14 protein-coding genes are annotated in these 15103 nt (G+C 73.6%); 1 reads left to right on the plus strand and 13 read right to left on the minus strand.

Going from position 1 to position 15103, the window contains the following annotated elements:
• Positions 1-49: 49 nt before the first annotated feature.
• The 11 genes from V1L54_RS06330 to rpsD all read right to left on the minus strand — a co-directional run bounded on the left by V1L54_RS06330 (position 50) and on the right by rpsD (position 11571).
• Positions 50-919 carry an AAA family ATPase gene (locus tag V1L54_RS06330; protein ID WP_330116880.1) on the minus strand — a complete coding sequence of 290 codons (870 nt, stop codon included), beginning with the start codon at positions 917-919 and terminating at the stop codon, positions 50-52.
• Between the two features lie 183 nt (positions 920-1102).
• Complete coding sequence (gene aroB / locus V1L54_RS06335; RefSeq protein ID WP_330116881.1) at positions 1103-2209, minus strand: 3-dehydroquinate synthase; 1107 nt, start codon at positions 2207-2209, stop codon at positions 1103-1105.
• Positions 2206-2721 carry a shikimate kinase gene (locus tag V1L54_RS06340; RefSeq protein ID WP_330116882.1) on the minus strand — a complete coding sequence of 172 codons (516 nt, stop codon included), beginning with the start codon at positions 2719-2721 and terminating at the stop codon, positions 2206-2208. The genes aroB and V1L54_RS06340 overlap by 4 nt, the downstream gene beginning before the upstream one ends.
• Complete coding sequence (gene aroC, locus V1L54_RS06345) at positions 2718-3902, minus strand: chorismate synthase (protein WP_330116883.1); 1185 nt, start codon at positions 3900-3902, stop codon at positions 2718-2720. The genes V1L54_RS06340 and aroC overlap by 4 nt, the downstream gene beginning before the upstream one ends.
• A 137-nt stretch (positions 3903-4039) precedes the next feature.
• Complete coding sequence (locus tag V1L54_RS06350; protein ID WP_330116884.1) at positions 4040-4882, minus strand: shikimate dehydrogenase; 843 nt, start codon at positions 4880-4882, stop codon at positions 4040-4042.
• Between the two features lie 55 nt (positions 4883-4937).
• Positions 4938-6659, minus strand: a complete 1722-nt coding sequence (gene mltG, locus V1L54_RS06355; RefSeq protein WP_330116885.1) for an endolytic transglycosylase MltG — start codon at positions 6657-6659, stop codon at positions 4938-4940.
• A gap of 125 nt (positions 6660-6784) precedes the next feature.
• Positions 6785-7252, minus strand: coding sequence for a Holliday junction resolvase RuvX (gene ruvX / locus V1L54_RS06360; protein ID WP_330116886.1), 468 nt, complete (start codon positions 7250-7252; stop codon positions 6785-6787).
• A complete protein-coding gene (gene alaS, locus V1L54_RS06365) occupies positions 7252-9915 on the minus strand; it encodes an alanine--tRNA ligase (RefSeq protein ID WP_330116887.1) in 2664 nt (887 codons plus the stop codon). Before alaS ends, ruvX begins: the two co-directional genes overlap by 1 nt.
• Positions 9915-10256, minus strand: coding sequence for a DUF6167 family protein (locus V1L54_RS06370; RefSeq protein ID WP_330116888.1), 342 nt, complete (start codon positions 10254-10256; stop codon positions 9915-9917). Before V1L54_RS06370 ends, alaS begins: the two co-directional genes overlap by 1 nt.
• An 8-nt stretch (positions 10257-10264) precedes the next feature.
• The gene (locus V1L54_RS06375; RefSeq protein WP_100204288.1) at positions 10265-10708 is read right to left on the minus strand and encodes a DUF948 domain-containing protein; all 444 of its coding nucleotides are present in this window, start codon (positions 10706-10708) and stop codon (positions 10265-10267) included.
• Between the two features lie 251 nt (positions 10709-10959).
• The gene (gene rpsD / locus V1L54_RS06380; RefSeq protein WP_330116889.1) at positions 10960-11571 is read right to left on the minus strand and encodes a 30S ribosomal protein S4; all 612 of its coding nucleotides are present in this window, start codon (positions 11569-11571) and stop codon (positions 10960-10962) included.
• 55 nt (positions 11572-11626) lie between these two features.
• Between rpsD and V1L54_RS06385 the strand changes: the two genes are divergently transcribed.
• On the plus strand, positions 11627-12556 hold the full coding sequence (locus V1L54_RS06385) for a DUF2470 domain-containing protein (protein ID WP_443076508.1): 930 nt from the start codon (positions 11627-11629) through the stop codon (positions 12554-12556).
• Between the two features lie 344 nt (positions 12557-12900).
• Here the strand turns inward: V1L54_RS06385 and V1L54_RS06390 are convergent, their stop codons facing one another.
• Positions 12901-14304 carry a replication-associated recombination protein A gene (locus V1L54_RS06390; protein ID WP_330116890.1) on the minus strand — a complete coding sequence of 468 codons (1404 nt, stop codon included), beginning with the start codon at positions 14302-14304 and terminating at the stop codon, positions 12901-12903.
• Between the two features lie 112 nt (positions 14305-14416).
• Positions 14417-15076, minus strand: a complete 660-nt coding sequence (locus V1L54_RS06395; RefSeq protein WP_330116891.1) for a vitamin K epoxide reductase family protein — start codon at positions 15074-15076, stop codon at positions 14417-14419.
• Positions 15077-15103: the final 27 nt, after the last annotated feature.

Genomic DNA, 15103 nt, shown 5'->3' on the forward strand with positions numbered 1-15103 from the left:
GCGGCTCCATGCCGTGCCCGCCGGGCACCGGCCGCACGGCGCGGCGGAGTCACCAGCTGGGCGGGCTGGTGAGGCTGCGGGCCACCGCCTCGTCCAGCAGCCGGGCGGTGGTCGCCACGTCCTGACGCGAGTTGTCGATGATCGGCAGTCCGGAGCCGTACCAGCCGGCCATCCGCCCGTGGATGTGGGCCACCTCCTCGTCGGACAGCCTGCGGTTGCCCGCGCGCTCGGCGTTGCGCTCCAGGACGACCTCCAGACCGGGCAGCAGCACGACCGGGATCAGCCCGGGGCCGACGTGCCGCTTCCAGCCGCCGAGGCCGACGACCGGCCGGTCGGGGAAGACGGCGTCGTCCAGGATGCAGGAGATGCCGTTGGCCAGGAAGTTCCGGGCGGCGAAACCGCAGGTGCGGCGGGCCAGCCGGTACTGCGCCTCGGAGTGCTCGTTCCAGCCGGACTGCGGATTGGCGAAACCGGAGCGGACCCACTCGCGGACGTCGTCCAGGCTGATGTGCGCGGTGGGCACCCGCCGGTGGTCGGCCCAGTACCGGGCGACGGTGGTCTTGCCCGCGCCCGCCGGGCCGATGAGCAGGACGGCGACGGCGGCGGTGTGCGCGGCCTCCACCGTGACCGGTCCGGCGGACGGGTCGGGAACGCCCGACAGCTGCACCGGCCCGCCCGGCGGCAGCTGGACATGCCCGGTGGGTTCCGGGGCCTGGGGTGGTGCCGGAGGCGGCGGGGAGACGGGCGCGGCCGGTGCCTGTCGCGGCGGGGCCTGCGGAGGCGGGGCCTGGTGGGGAGCGCCCCAGCCCGGCGGGACGGCGGACCGCGGCTGCGCCTGGGGATGCGGGGGGTGGCCCTGGGGACGCCCCCGGGGAGAGCCCGGGGGCGGGACGGGCGGCTGCGTCCCGTACTGCTGCATCCGGTCCCAACTCCGTTTCCGTGCGGGTGTCCCGCGCGGGCCCGGTCGGGCCCTGGCCGGGTGTCACCGTGTCTCCGGTGTGTCTGCCGGTACCGAACCGTACCTCCCCCGGCCGGTCCAGTGTGAACGGCCGGGGAGACGGTGGAGTGCCCGGCCGTCCGGGACACCCGCCCGCGGAGAAGCTCAGGCCGCGATCTCCGCGTGCGCCGCGAGCAGCATCGCCGGGTCCGGCCCCTCCAGGACGGTGGGCTTGGCCAGGCCGTCCAGGACGATGAAGCGCAGCCGGTCGCCGCGGGTCTTCTTGTCCACCCGCATCGTCTCCAGCAGCCTCGGCCACTGGTCGCCGCGGTAGGTGACGGGCAGCCCGACGGAGGTGAGGATCGCGCGGTGGCGGTCGGCGGTGGCGTCGTCCAGCCGGCCGGCGATCCGGCCGAGTTCGGCGGCGAAGACCATGCCGACGGAGACGGCGGCGCCGTGCCGCCATTCGTAGCGCTCGTTCTTCTCGATGGCGTGGGCGAGGGTGTGGCCGTAGTTGAGGATCTCCCGCAGGCCCGACTCCTTCAGGTCCGCGGAGACGACCTCGGCCTTCACCCGGATGGAGCGCTCGATCAGTTCGGCGGTGTGCGGGCCGGCCGGTGTGCGGGCCGCTCCGGGATCGGCCTCGATCAGGTCGAGGATGGCCGGGTCGGCGATGAAGCCCGCCTTGATGACCTCGGCGAGCCCGCTGACGTAGTCGTGCGGCGGCAGGGACTCCAGCGCCGCCAGATCGCACAGCACACCCGCCGGCGGGTGGAAGGCGCCGACGAGGTTCTTGCCCTCGGCGGTGTTGATGCCGGTCTTGCCGCCGACCGCGGCGTCCACCATGCCCAGCACGGTGGTGGGCACCGCGATCCAGCGCACTCCGCGCAGCCAGCTGGCGGCCACGAAGCCCGCCAGGTCGGTGGTGGCTCCCCCGCCGACGCCGACGACGACGTCGGTGCGGGTGAAGCCGGAGGTGCCCAGCGCCTTCCAGCAGTAGGCGGCGACCTCGGCGGTCTTGGCCTCCTCGGCGTTGGGCACCTGGATGGCGATGGCCTCGAAGCCCTGCCCGGCCAGGTCCTCCCGGATCGCCTCGCCGGTCTCGGTCAGCGCCTCGGGGTGGATCACGGCGACCCGCCGGGCGGCGGTGCCCACCAGGTCCGGGAGCTCGCCCAGCAGCTGCCGTCCGACGAGGACGTCGTACGGCGCGGTGCCCGCGGTGCCGCCGACGGTGATGCGGACGGGGGGCCGGGAGGGAGATGCGGTAGTCATGTTTCCTTCAGCTCGAGTGCGTCCAGGACCGCCTGCGCGACCTCCTCGGGGTCGCGGTCGGCGGTGGTGACGGTCGCGCGGGCCACCTCGGTGTACAGCGGGCGGCGCTGTTCCATCAGGGTGCGCCACTGCTGCCGGGGGTTGACCGCCAGCAGCGGGCGCGGGGCGTCCAGGCCGACCCGCCGGACCGCGTCCGCGAGCGACACGTCCAGGAAGACCACGGGCAGACCGGCCAGCAGGGCGCGGGTGTCCGCGTCCAGCACCGCCCCGCCGCCGAGCGAGACCACCCCGTCGTGCCCGGTGACGGCGGCGCGCACGGCCCGCCGCTCCAGTTCCCGGAAGTGTCCCTCGCCGTCCTGGACGAAGATGTCGGGGATCGGCCTGCCCGCGGCGGCCTCGATGTCGGCGTCGGTGTCCCGCAGGGTGACGCCGAGCCGCCGGGCCAGGACGGTGCCCACGGTGGTCTTGCCCGCGCCGGGCGGACCCACCAGTACGACGGCCGGAGTGGTCACCGGATCTCCAGGTTGTCCAGGTAGCCGGTCACGTTGCGGCGGGTCTCGGCGACGCTGTCACCGCCGAACTTCTCGGCGACCGCGTCGGCCAGGACGAGCGCGACCATCGCCTCGGCGACGATGCCGGCCGCCGGTACCGCGCACACGTCCGAGCGCTGGTGGTGGGCGCGGGTGGCCTCGCCGGTGGTGACGTCCACGGTGGCCAGCGCGCGCGGCACGGTCGCGATGGGCTTCATCGCGGCCCGCACCCGCAGCAGCTCGCCGGTGGACAGCCCGCCCTCGGTGCCGCCGGAGCGGCCCGAGGCACGGCGGATCCCGTCCTCGCCGGGAAGGATCTCGTCGTGCGCCTGCGAGCCGGGCACCCGGGCCAGCTCGAAGCCGTCGCCGAGCTCCACGCCCTTGATGGCCTGGATGCCCATCAGGGCGGCGGCCAGCCGGGCGTCCAGGCGGCGGTCCCAGTGGACATGGGAGCCCAGTCCGACCGGCACGCCGTGGGCGACGACCTCGACGACACCGCCCAGGGTGTCGCCGTCCTTGTGGGCCTGGTCGATCACAGCGACCATCGCCTCGCTCGCCTCCGGGTCCAGGCAGCGGACCGGGTCGGCGTCCAGCCGCGCCACGTCGCCGGGCTCCGGCAGCAGCCCGGCCGGGGCCTTGGCGCCGCCCAGCTCGACGACATGGCTGACGATCTCGACGCCGGCCGTCTCCCGCAGGTAGGAGCGCGCCACCGTGCCCAGCGCGACCCGGGCCGCCGTCTCCCGCGCGGAGGCCCGCTCCAGGATGGGGCGGGCGTCGCCCACGCCGTACTTCTGCATCCCGGCCAGGTCCGCGTGGCCGGGCCTCGGCCGGGTCAGCGGCGCGTTGCGGGCCAGCTCGGCGAGCTCGGCCTCGTCCACCGGGTCGGCCGCCATGACCTTCTCCCACTTGGGCCACTCGGTGTTCCCGATCATGACGGCGACCGGGGAGCCGAGGGTCAGGCCGTGCCGCACGCCGCCGATGAAGGTGACCTCGTCACGCTCGAACTTCATCCGGGCGCCACGCCCATACCCCAGCCGCCGCCGCGCGAGCGCGTCCGCCACCATGTCGGTGGTGATCGGCACGCCGTAGGGCAGCCCCTCCAGCGTCGCCACCAGTGCGGGACCGTGCGACTCCCCCGCGGTCAGCCAGCGCAACCTGCTCAACGGTGCTCCTCAATCCGGGCCCTACGTCCTCGCTGCCGATCCTCCCACGTCCGCGCGGCGGGATCGGCCGACCGTCCAGCAGACGGAACGGTTGTGTCAGGTCGGGCGCCGAACCGGGCACGGCCGCGTCCCGCCGGTCAGGCGCCGCGGGCCGCCAGGGCCGCCTCGCCCGCGGCGCGCATCGCGGCCAGCGGGGCGGGGGCGCGGCCGGTCATCATCTCGACCTGGAGCACGGCCTGGTGGACCAGGAGGTCCAGGCCGCCGACGACCGCCCCGCCGCGGGCCGCCCAGGCGGCGGCCAGCGGGGTCGGCCAGGGGTCGTACAGGACGTCGAAGAGGGTGCCGGGCCGCTCGGGCACCGCGCCGGCCAGCGCGTCGGCGGCACCGGCCGGGGTAGTGGCGATCACCAGGGGCGCGGTCAGCGCCCGTGCCGCGTCCGCCCAGGCGGCGGCCGTCAAGGGCACCCCGAGCCGCTCGCCCCAGCCGCGCATCTCCTCGGCCCGCTCCCGGCTGCGGACGTACACGGTGACCTCACCGGAGCAGATCCGGGCGAGGGCGGCCAGCGCCGAGGAGGCGGTGGCACCGGCGCCCAGCACCGCGGCGTGCGGGACGCGCTCGACACCGCGCTCGCGCAGCGCCGCGACGATGCCGGGGATGTCGGTGTTGTCGCCGTGGCGGCGGCCGCCGGGGGCGAAGACCAGGGTGTTGACGGCCTCGACCGACGCGGCGGTGTCGCCGACGGTGTCCAGCAGCGGGATGACGGCCCGCTTCAGCGGCATGGTCAGCGACAGCCCGGCCCAGTCCTCCCCGCTCGCGGCCAGTTTCTCCAGGAAGGGGCCGATGCCCGCCTCGTCCACCTCGAACCGGTCGTACGACCAGCCGGCCAGTCCCAGCTGCCGGTAGGCCGCCCGGTGCAGCTCCGGGGAGAGCGAGTGCCCGATGGGGCAACCGAGGACCGCGGCCCGCCTGCCGTCCGTCATCGCCCTTCCTCCTCCTTCGGTTCCACGGTCCCCGGCCCTCGGCCCCGGTCCTCGGTCAGTCCTTGTTCCGCTCGGCGTTGAAGTCCCGGACGTTCCTGTCGTGCTCGGCCTGGCTGTCGGTGAAGCGGGTGTCCCCGGGTTTGACGGTGACGAAGAACAGCCAGTTCCCCTCGGTCGGGTCGAGCGCCGCCTCGAGCGCCTGGTGGCCGGGGTTGTCGATGGGGCCGGGCGGCAGTCCCTTGTTGACGTAGGTGTTGTAGGGGTGGTCGAGCCTGGTCTCCCCCACTGTTATGTCGAGCTTCGACTCGCCCTTGGCGTAATTGATGGTCGAGTCGAACTGGAGCAGCATCTCCTTGTCCAGCCGGTTGTAGATCACCCGCGAGACCTTGCCGAACTCCTCGTCCTCCTGGGCCTCCGCCTGGATCAGCGAGGCGATGGTGAGGATCTCGTAGGGGGTCTTGTCCAGCTGCGCGGCCTGGGCCTCCAGGTCGATCTCCGCGAACTCCTTCTCGGCCCGGGCGACCATCTTCTTGAGCAGGTCACCGGGCTTGGTCTGCTCTCCCAGGGTGTATCTGGCCGGGAAGAGGAAGCCCTCGGGATTGCCCTCGGCCCACTCGGGCAGGCCGAGGTCGGTGTTCTCGGCGGCCTCGGCCGTGGCGCCCTCCTCCAGGCCGAGCTTCTCGTCGATCAGCCGGTAGATGTCCGAGGCACGCTTGCCCTCGGCGATGATCAGGGTGTTCTGGGTGGCCGGGTCGAGCATCATCGCCATGGCCGCCTCGGCCGACATCTCCTTGCGGAGGGTGTAGACGCCGGCCTGGATGGACTTGGACTTGGCGTTGGCGTTGGACTCCTCGATGAACGCGGCCTGGCTCTTGATCACGCCCGCCTTCTCCAGTATCGCCCCCATCTCGGCAAGGCTGCTGCCCTCGGGGATCTCCACCTGGACCTCGCCGCTGCCGGAGCCGGAGAAGTCCGGCGCGGGGGCGAAACGGGTCTGGTAGAAGTCGTACGCGAAGTAGCCGCCGGCGCCGACCCCGCCTATCAGGACGGTGGCGACGACCAGGCAGGCAAAGCCGTTGCGGCGCTTGGTGCCGCCCTTCCCGCGGCGCTCGCGGGCGGACCGGCCGTCGGCGCCGTGGTCGTCGTCATCGGTGTCGTCGTCCGCGAAGAAGGCGTGCTCGCCCTGGTCGGGGCCGGGGTCCCAGCCGGTCTCCTCGTCGGGCTCGGGAGCGGGGGCGGGCCGCTCCCGGCCCCGGCTCCGCGGGGGTTCGGGTTCCTGCCCCTGTTCCCCGTGCTGTTCGTGCCTGGGCTGCTGGGGATCGGGCCGGTCGGCGTACTGCCCGTCGCCGTAGGAGTCGCCGTACTGCTGCTGGTGCCCCTGCTGCTGACCGTACGGATCACCGTACTGCTGCTGGTGCCCCTGCTGCTGACCATACGGATCACCGTACTGCTGCTGGTGCCCCTGCTGCTGACCATACGGATCACCGTACTGCTGCTGATGGCCCTGCTGCTGACCATACGGATCACCGTACTGCTGCTGATGGCCCTGCTGCTGACCGTACGGATCACCGTACTGCTGCTGATGGCCCTGCTGCTGACCGTACGGATCACCGTACTGCTGCTGGTGCCCCTGCTGCTGACCATACGGATCGCCGTACTGCTGCTCGCCGTGGGTGTCCCAGTCTCCCGTCTGGGTCCTCTTCCATCCCCGGTCCCCGTAGAGCGGGTCGTCGGGATCCCACGGTTCGGATCCGGAACCCCGGCCATACTCAGTCATCGGTCCCCTAGAGCCGTACGACGGCAGACGGTTGCGGTGTACACGGACGCCTCGTCCGAAGGGACCTTCCACCGTACGGCTCGGTGTTCGAACAGCGCCGTCCGAAGCGGAACGTTACCGTACCGCTATGGGCCGTCCACCTCGACGCACTCGCCCGGCGGCTCCCCCAGGGCCCGCTCGGCCTCCAGGGCGTTCTGGAGGATGACGACCGCGGCCGCCTGGTCGATGCGGCCCCGTCCCTTCTTCGCCGACACGCCCGATGCCCGCATACCCCGGGCCGCGGCGACCGTACTCATCCGCTCGTCCACCAGGCGCACGGTCACCGGGGCGAGCTGCCCGGCGAGTTCCCCGGCGAAGGTACGGATCCGGGCCGCGGCCGGGCCCTCGCGCCCGTTGAGGGAACGCGGGAGCCCGACCACCACCTCCAGGGGCTCGTACTCGGCGACGAGTTCGGCCAGCCGCCGGCGGGCGGCCGGGACGTCGCGTCCCGGCACGGTCTCCACGGGAGTGGCCAGCAGCCCGTCGGGGTCGCAGGAGGCGACCCCGATCCGGGCCTCGCCGACATCGACGGCGAGCCGTCTGCCGCGTCGCATCAGGAGGCCGCCACCAGGCGCTCGACGGCGGCCACGGCGTCCTCGACCGCCTCCGGGCGCTGTCCGCCGCCCTGGGCCACGTCCGGCTTGCCGCCGCCTCCGCCGCCGAGGGCCTTGGCGGCGGCGCGCACCAGGTCACCGGCCTTCAGCCCGCGGTCGCGGGCGGCGTCGTTGGTGGCGATGACGGTCAGCGGACGGCCGTTGACCACACTGAACAGGGCCACCACGGCCGGGCGCCCGCCCTGGATCCGGCCGCGCACGTCCAGGACCAGCCTGCGCAGGTCGTCGGCGCCCGTGCCGTCGGGCACCCGGCCGCCGACGAAGGCGGTCCCGTTCAGGTCCCGGGCGGCGGCGGCCAGTCCGGCGGCGGCGGCCAGGACCTTCTCGGCGCGGAAGCGCTCGATCTCCTTCTCGGCTTCCTTCAGCCGGGCGAGCATGCCGGAGACCTTCTCCGGCAGCTCCTCGGGGCGGCCCTTGACCAGTTCGGTGAGCTGGGAGACCACCGTGTGCTCACGGGCGAGGAAGTTGTAGGCGTCCACCCCGACCAGGGCCTCCACCCGGCGTACGCCGGAGCCGATGGAGGACTCGCCCAGCAGCTTCACCAGGCCGAGCTGGGCGGTGTTGTGGACATGGGTACCGCCGCACAGTTCCTTGGAGAAGTCGCCGATGGTCACCACCCGCACCCGGTCGCCGTACTTCTCGCCGAACTCGGCGATGGCGCCCTGCTTCTTCGCCTCCTCCATGCTCATCACCTCGGCCATGACGTCGAGTTCCCGGGCGAGGACCTCGTTGATCTTCTGCTCGACGTCGGTGAGGACGGCGCCGGGCACGGCGGTCGGCGAGCCGAAGTCGAAGCGGAAGCGGCCCGGGGCGTTCTCGGAGCCGGCCTGGGCGGCCGTCGGGCCCAGCGCGTCGCGCAGCGCCTGGTGGGTGAGGTGGGTGGCGCTGTGGGCGCGGGCGATGGCCCGGCGACGGGTCACGTCGATGACGGCGTACGCGGCGGCCCCGACGGTCACCTCGCCCACCTGGACGGTGCCCTTGTGCACGGTGACGCCGGGCACCGGCTGCTGGACGTCGCGGACCTCGACGACGGCGCCGGAGTCCAGCCGGATACGGCCGGTGTCGGGCTGCTGGCCGCCGCCCTCGGCGTAGAACGGGGTGCGGTCGAGGACGATTTCGACGTCGTCGCCCTCGGAGGCGGCCGGCGCGGGCAGCCCGTTGACGAGCAGGCCGACGACACTGGCCTCGCCCTCGGTGTCGGTGTAGCCGGTGAAGACGGTGGTGCCGGCGGTGTCGGCGACCTCGCGGTAGGAGCTCAGGTCCGCGTGGCCGGTCTTCTTGGCGCGGGCGTCGGCCTTGGCGCGCTCCCGCTGCTCCCGCATCAGGCGGCGGAAGCCCTCCTCGTCCACGGACAGGCCCTGTTCGGCGGCCATCTCCAGGGTGAGGTCGATGGGGAAGCCCCAGGTGTCGTGGAGCAGGAAGGCCTTCTCGCCGGGCAGGACGGATCCGCCGGCGGCCTTGGCCTCGGTGACGGCGGTGTCGAGGATGTTGGTGCCGGCCTTGAGGGTCTTGAGGAAGGCGGCCTCCTCGGCGAGCGCGACGGTCTCGATGCGCCGCCGGTCGGTGATCAGCTCGGGGTACTGCTGCCCCATCATGCCGATCACGACGTCGATCAGGTCCTTGACGACGGGGCCGGTGGCGCCCAGGAGGCGCATGTTGCGGATGGCGCGGCGCATGATGCGGCGCAGCACGTAGCCGCGTCCCTCGTTGCCGGGGGTGACGCCGTCGCCGATGAGCATGACGGAGGTGCGCATGTGGTCGGTGACCACGCGCAGCGAGACGTCGGAGCTCTCGGCGTCGCCGTAGCGGACGCCGGTGAGCTCGGTGGCCTTGTCGATGACCGCCATGGAGGTGTCGATCTCGTACATGTTCCGCACGCCCTGCAGGATCATGGCGAGCCGCTCCAGGCCGAGCCCGGTGTCGATGTTCTTCTGCGGGAGTTCACCGAGGATCGGGTAGTCCTTGCCCTCGCCCGGGCCCCGCTCGTACTGCATGAAGACCAGGTTCCAGATCTCCACGTACCGCTCGTCGTTGACGGCCGGGCCGCCCTCGGCGCCGAACTCCGGGCCGCGGTCGTAGTTGATCTCGGAGCAGGGTCCGCAGGGACCGGGGACGCCCATGTCCCAGTAGTTGTCCTTCTTGCCCAGCCGCTGGATCCGCTCCGCGGGGACGCCGACGACCTCGCGCCAGATGCGCTCGGCCTCGTCGTCCTCCTCGTAGACGGTGATCCACAGCTTCTCCGGGTCCAGCCCGTAGCCGCCTCCGTCCTGCGGCGTGGTGAGCAGTTCCCAGGCGTACCGGGCGGCGCCCTCCTTGAAGTAGTCGCCGAAGGAGAAGTTGCCGCACATCTGGAAGAAGGTGCCGTGCCGGGTGGTCTTGCCGACCTCCTCGATGTCCGGGGTGCGCACGCACTTCTGCACACTGGTGGCCCGCTTGTACGGCGGGGTGGCCTCGCCCAGGAAGTACGGCTTGAAGGGCACCATGCCTGCGGGGACCAGCAGCAGCGTCGGGTCGTCCGCGATCAGTGACGCCGACGGCACGACGGTGTGCCCCCGCTCCTCGAAGAAGCGCAGCCAGCGGCGGCGGATTTCAGCCGACTCCATCAGTGGTCCTCATTCCGGTCGTACGGGTGGGTGGTGCCGAGCTCGCGGCGGGGGCGTCCGCCCGGGAGCCCGGGGCGGTCGGGAGCGGCGGGGGCCGGGGCGGCCGTCCCGTCCGCCGCCGTCAGCCCCAGTGCGTCGTTCAGCTCGCCCTCCCGCTGCGCCATTCCGGCGCGGACGTCGAGCGCGAACTCCCTCATCCGGTGCCCGGCCGCCACGGCCTGGTCGGCGGCCCGGGCGGCGAGGCTCTCGGGGGTGAGGGCGCGCAGCTTGCGGTTGACCTTGGTGGTGGCCCAGACGCCGGCGGCGGCGCCGGCTCCGAACCAGAAGACGCGGCGGAACACGGTGGTCGTCAGTCCTTTCCGGCACGTCCGGTGCGTCCGGCACGGCCTGTGCGGCGCGCGGCCGGGACGGAGCGGCCGACGACGGTGCGCCCCGGCCGCGGTGTGCCGTCCTTGCGGGCGAGGGCGCGGCGCACGCCGTATCCGAAGGCGGCGACCTTCACCAGCGGGCCGCCGAAGGCGGTGGACACCGTCGAGGACAGCGCCGAGGCGTTGGCCGTGACCTCCTGGACGTCGGCGGCGATGGCGTCCACCCGGCTGAGCTGGCTCTGCGCCGAGCGGACGGTGTCGGACGCCTCGGTGAGGAGGGGGACCGCCCGCTCCGTCACGTCCGTCACCAGTCTGGTCGCCGCCCTGAGCGTCTGCGCGAGCCTCACCAGCACCACGGCGAGGAACGACACCAGGATCGCCCAGAAGACCGCCACCAGGAGGCCGGCCACCTCTCCACCGGACACGCTGCACCGCTTCCCTCGGGTCGTATGGGGTCGGCCGCCGCGCCGTGTGGCCCGCGAGGGCCCGGACAGGCGGTCTCACGGGTGCGGCGGCGGTTACCGACCTTATCGCGCCATGGGCCCCGGCCCGTACCGGTTTCCCCGCCGGCGCACCCGTGGGGCCGGTGCGCGGGGCCCGGGCGTCCGGACGCGCTGCGGCCCCCCTGCCGCGGCGGGCGGCAGGGGGGCCGGGAGGTCCGGGGTCCTCCGGCGGCTCAGCGGGCGTAGTACTCCACGACGAGCTGCTCGTCGCAGATCACCGGGATCTCCTTGCGGTTCGGGTCCCGGTCGAGGCGGAACGCCAGCGCCTTGAGGTTGACCTGCAGGTAGCGCGGGGTCTCGCCGTCGGTCGCGTAACCGCCCTCCCGGGCCACCTGGAAGGGGTGCTTGGCACGGCTGCGCTCGCGGACCGCCACCACGTCCTCCGGGCGGACCCGGAAGGAGGGCTTGTCGACCTTGCGGCCGTTGACCTCGATGTGGCCGTGCACGACCATCTGGCGGGCCTGGTAGATGGTGCGGGCCAGCCCCGACCGCAGGACGAGGGCGTCCAGCCTGCGCTCCAGCTCGACGATGAGCGCCTCGCCGGTCTTGCCCTCGACCTTCCGGGCGCGCTCGTAGGCGCGCGCCATCTGTCGCTCGCTGATGTCGTACTGGGCGCGCAGCCGCTGCTTCTCCAGCAGCCGGACCTTGTAGTCGCTGTTCTGCTTGCGGCCCCGGCCGTGCTCGCCGGGCGGGTAGGGACGCTGCTCGAAGTACTTCACGGCCTTCGGGGTCAGCGCTATGCCGAGCGCCCGCGACTTCTTGACCTTGGGACGCGACTGGTTCACGTTGAACGGACCTCCGTGTAACTTAGGTGAGGCTTACCTTAGCGGAGGAGAACGCATGTTTCGACCTGGGGTCCCCCTGCCCGGCGCCGGACCGGCGGGCGGCACCGACGGCACGGACGACCGTACGGCCGGTGCCGGAAGCAGCGCACAGCGGGTGGAACAGCGCGCGGGACAGCGCGCGGGAAGGGGTCAGCCGCGTCCCGGGGCGGAAACGGAGGCACGGCGGCCGGACGCCGCCGAGCGGATGCGCACTCTCGTCGAGTCGAACGCCCCGGCCGTCCTCGTCATTCCCGGGACGGAGCTGCCCGACTCCGCTCCCGGGCTGGGGCAGGGCGCTCCCGAGGCCCGTGCCGTCACCCCCGACGGGGACGTGTTGCTGCTGGTCCCGGCCGATTCCCCGGCCGCCCGGGCCACCGCCCACGCCCGGGACGGCGATCTCGCCGCCGTGATGGAGATCACCGATGTGGCCCCCGTCGCGGTCCCCCACCGCATTCGCGGCCGGGCCCGGATAGCGGGCTGGCTCACCCCGGTCACCGGCACCGAACGGATCCGCTGCGCCGGGCTGCTGGCCGAACGGCACCCGGCGGGCCCGTTCCCGGGCACCGCGTGGACACCGCTGCGGCTGGAGGTCGGCGAGGGCCGGCTCGAGGACCTGTGGGGCGGGGGACACGTCGAGCCCGAGGAGTTCGCGGCGGCGGTGCCCGACCCGGTCGCCGCCCGCGAGACCGAGCTCCTCCAGCACCTCGCCGCCGCCCACGACGACCGGATGCGTTCCCTGTGCGCCCTGCTGGACGGACACGGGCGGGCCTGCGGCCCCTGGGAGCGGACGGTGCCGCTGGCGCTGGACCGGTTCGGGCTGCGGGTGCGGTTCTGCGCGGCCGGGAAGGTGCTCGACGCGCGCTTCGACTTCCCCCGGCCGGTGCGGGACATGGCGGAGCTGCGCCGGGCCGTGCACGCCCTGTTCGACGCGGCCGCCGCGGGCTGATACCGGTGCGCGGACGGCGGATCCGTCCGGCCCCGTGGCGGGCCCTGACCGGCCGCGGCGGCTTCCGGCGGACGGCGTGCCACGGCCCGGGGCGCCACCGGTCCGCCCGCCCTCGCCGGGTCGACCGCCGTACCGGCCTGCGGCGGGGGACGGGGACCCCTGCACGGACAGCTGCCCGGACGGGAGCGAGGCCGTCCCCCCTCCGGCAGGGCACCGCCGTGGCGGCCGGTGGTGAGCCGGGGGACGTCACTTCCCCGGCTCGCGGTGGCTCCCGCGCACCCCGGGACGGGCCGGCTCCCGCCGGGCGGCGGGGCGGCAGGGGGGCTGAGCGGCGGGCCCGCCGCTCAGCCCCCCTGCCGCTCCTGCGGCGGTGTCCCCTCCCCGCGTGGCTCCCCGCGCGGATTCCCGTGCAGCCTGGCCCGCACCCGCTCCGCCACCTCGGCGTACCGGGCCTCCGCGCCGTACCGCGTGGGCTCGTAGTAGCGCCTGCCGTGGACGGCGTCCGGGGCGTACTGCTGCGCGGCGATGCCGCCCGGCATGTCGTGCGGGTACCGGTAGCCCTCGCCGTGGCCCATCTTCTTCGCGCCCCCGTAGTGGGTGTCGCGCAGATGCGGGGGCACCGGCCCGGCCAGCCCCGCCCGTACGTCGGCCAGCGCCGCGTCGACCGCCAGGTAGGCGGCGTTGGACTTCGGCGCGAGGGCGAGGGCTATGGTCGCCTGGGAGAGGGTGATCCGCGCCTCCGGGAAGCCGATCATCGCCACCGCCTGCGCGGCGGCCACGGCAGTCTGCAGGGCGGTGGGATCGGCCAGGCCGATGTCCTCGCTGGCGGAGATCATCAGCCGCCGGGCGATGAACCTCGGGTCCTCCCCCGCCTCGATCATCCGGGCCAGGTAGTGCAGCGCCGCGTCCACGTCCGAGCCGCGGATCGACTTGATGAGCGCACTGGCCACGTCGTAGTGCTGGTCGCCGTCGCGGTCGTACTTCACCGCGGCCCGGTCGACGGTCTCCTCCAGCGTCGTCAGGGTGATCTCCCGCTCGCCCTTGTCCAGCGCCGCCCCCGCGCCCGCCTCCAGCGCGGTGAGCGCCCGGCGCGCGTCGCCCCCGGCGATCCGCAGCAGATGCGCCTCGGCGTCCTCGGGCAGGGTCACCGCGCCGCGCAGCCCGCGCTCGTCGGCGAGCGCGCGGCGCAGCAGGCCGCGCAGGTCCTCCTCGGTCAGCGGCTCCAGGGTCAGCAGCAGCGAGCGGGACAGCAGCGGGGAGATCACCGAGAAGTACGGATTCTCCGTGGTCGCCGCGACGAGGGTGACCCAGCGGTTCTCCACGGCGGGCAGCAGGGAGTCCTGCTGGGCCTTGCTGAAGCGGTGGATCTCGTCCAGGAACAGCACGGTGTCCCTGCCGTAGCCGCCCGCGGCGCGGCGGGCGGCGTCGATGACGGCCCGGACCTCCTTGACCCCGGCGGTGATCGCCGACAGCTCCGTGAAGCGCTTCTCGGCGGCCCGGCTGACGACATGCGCCAGAGTCGTCTTGCCGGTGCCCGGCGGCCCCCACAGGATCACCGAGGACGGCCCGGCCGGCCCCTTGCCGCCCTCGCCGACCAGGCGGCGCAGCGGGGAGCCGGGACGCAGCAGGTGCCGCTGGCCGACGACCTCGTCCAGGGTGCGCGGGCGCATCCGGACCGCCAGCGGCGCGGCGGTCGGGTCCTTCTCCTGGCGCTCCTCCGCGGCGGCGGTGAACAGATCGGCTTCCACGTCACGCAACCTTAGGCCACCGCGCCGACAGCGCGCCGGGAACGGCCGACGGGCCGCCCGCCTCCCCCGGAGGTCCCGGGGAGGCGGACGGCCCACGGCGCGGTCCGTACGGTCAGCTGGTCCAGAAGTCCCACCAGCGGGTCAGGATCAGCATGCCGATGATCCCGACGTGGGCCAGCGGAACCACCCAGTGGAACTCCGCCACCCCGTTGCGCAGCCAGGCGGGGGCGGGCAGGAAGCCGTGGCGGATGTTGTGGAACGTCGTGTACCAGAACATCAGCAGCGTGGCGACCCAGGCCAGGTTGCACCACAGGCACAGCGCGCCGATCTCGTACAGCGACTGGTACATCAGCCAGGTGCAGAAACCGACGCCGAAGAGCATGCCGGCGTTCATGGTCAGCCAGTACCAGCGGGGGAAGCGCGCCCCGGCCAGCAGGCTCATGCCGACACCGATGACGATCGCGTAGGTGGCCATGCCGAGCATCGGGTTGGGAAAACCGAACACCTCGGCCTGCGCGCTCTCCATCACGTCGGCGCAGGAGACGACCGGGTTCAGGTTGCAGGCCGTGTCGAACGTCTCGCCGGCGAGCTCGGCCTCCAGCATCCGGTACTTGTCGAGCGTGATGACCCACGAGGCCAGCAGCCCCGCCGCGCCGGTGATCACCAGCAGCCACGCGTAGACCCGGCCCGCGCCCACGACGGCGCTCCTGGCGGGTCCGTCCCCGTCGTCGCGGGCCGGATCCTGTGCTCGTGGTGCCGCGGTCGTCGTCATGGCGGAGTCATCCTGTCGTGTGAGGTG

The sequence above is a fragment of the Streptomyces rubellus genome, assembly GCF_036323805.1.
Taxonomy (GTDB): Bacteria; Actinomycetota; Actinomycetes; order Streptomycetales; family Streptomycetaceae; genus Streptomyces.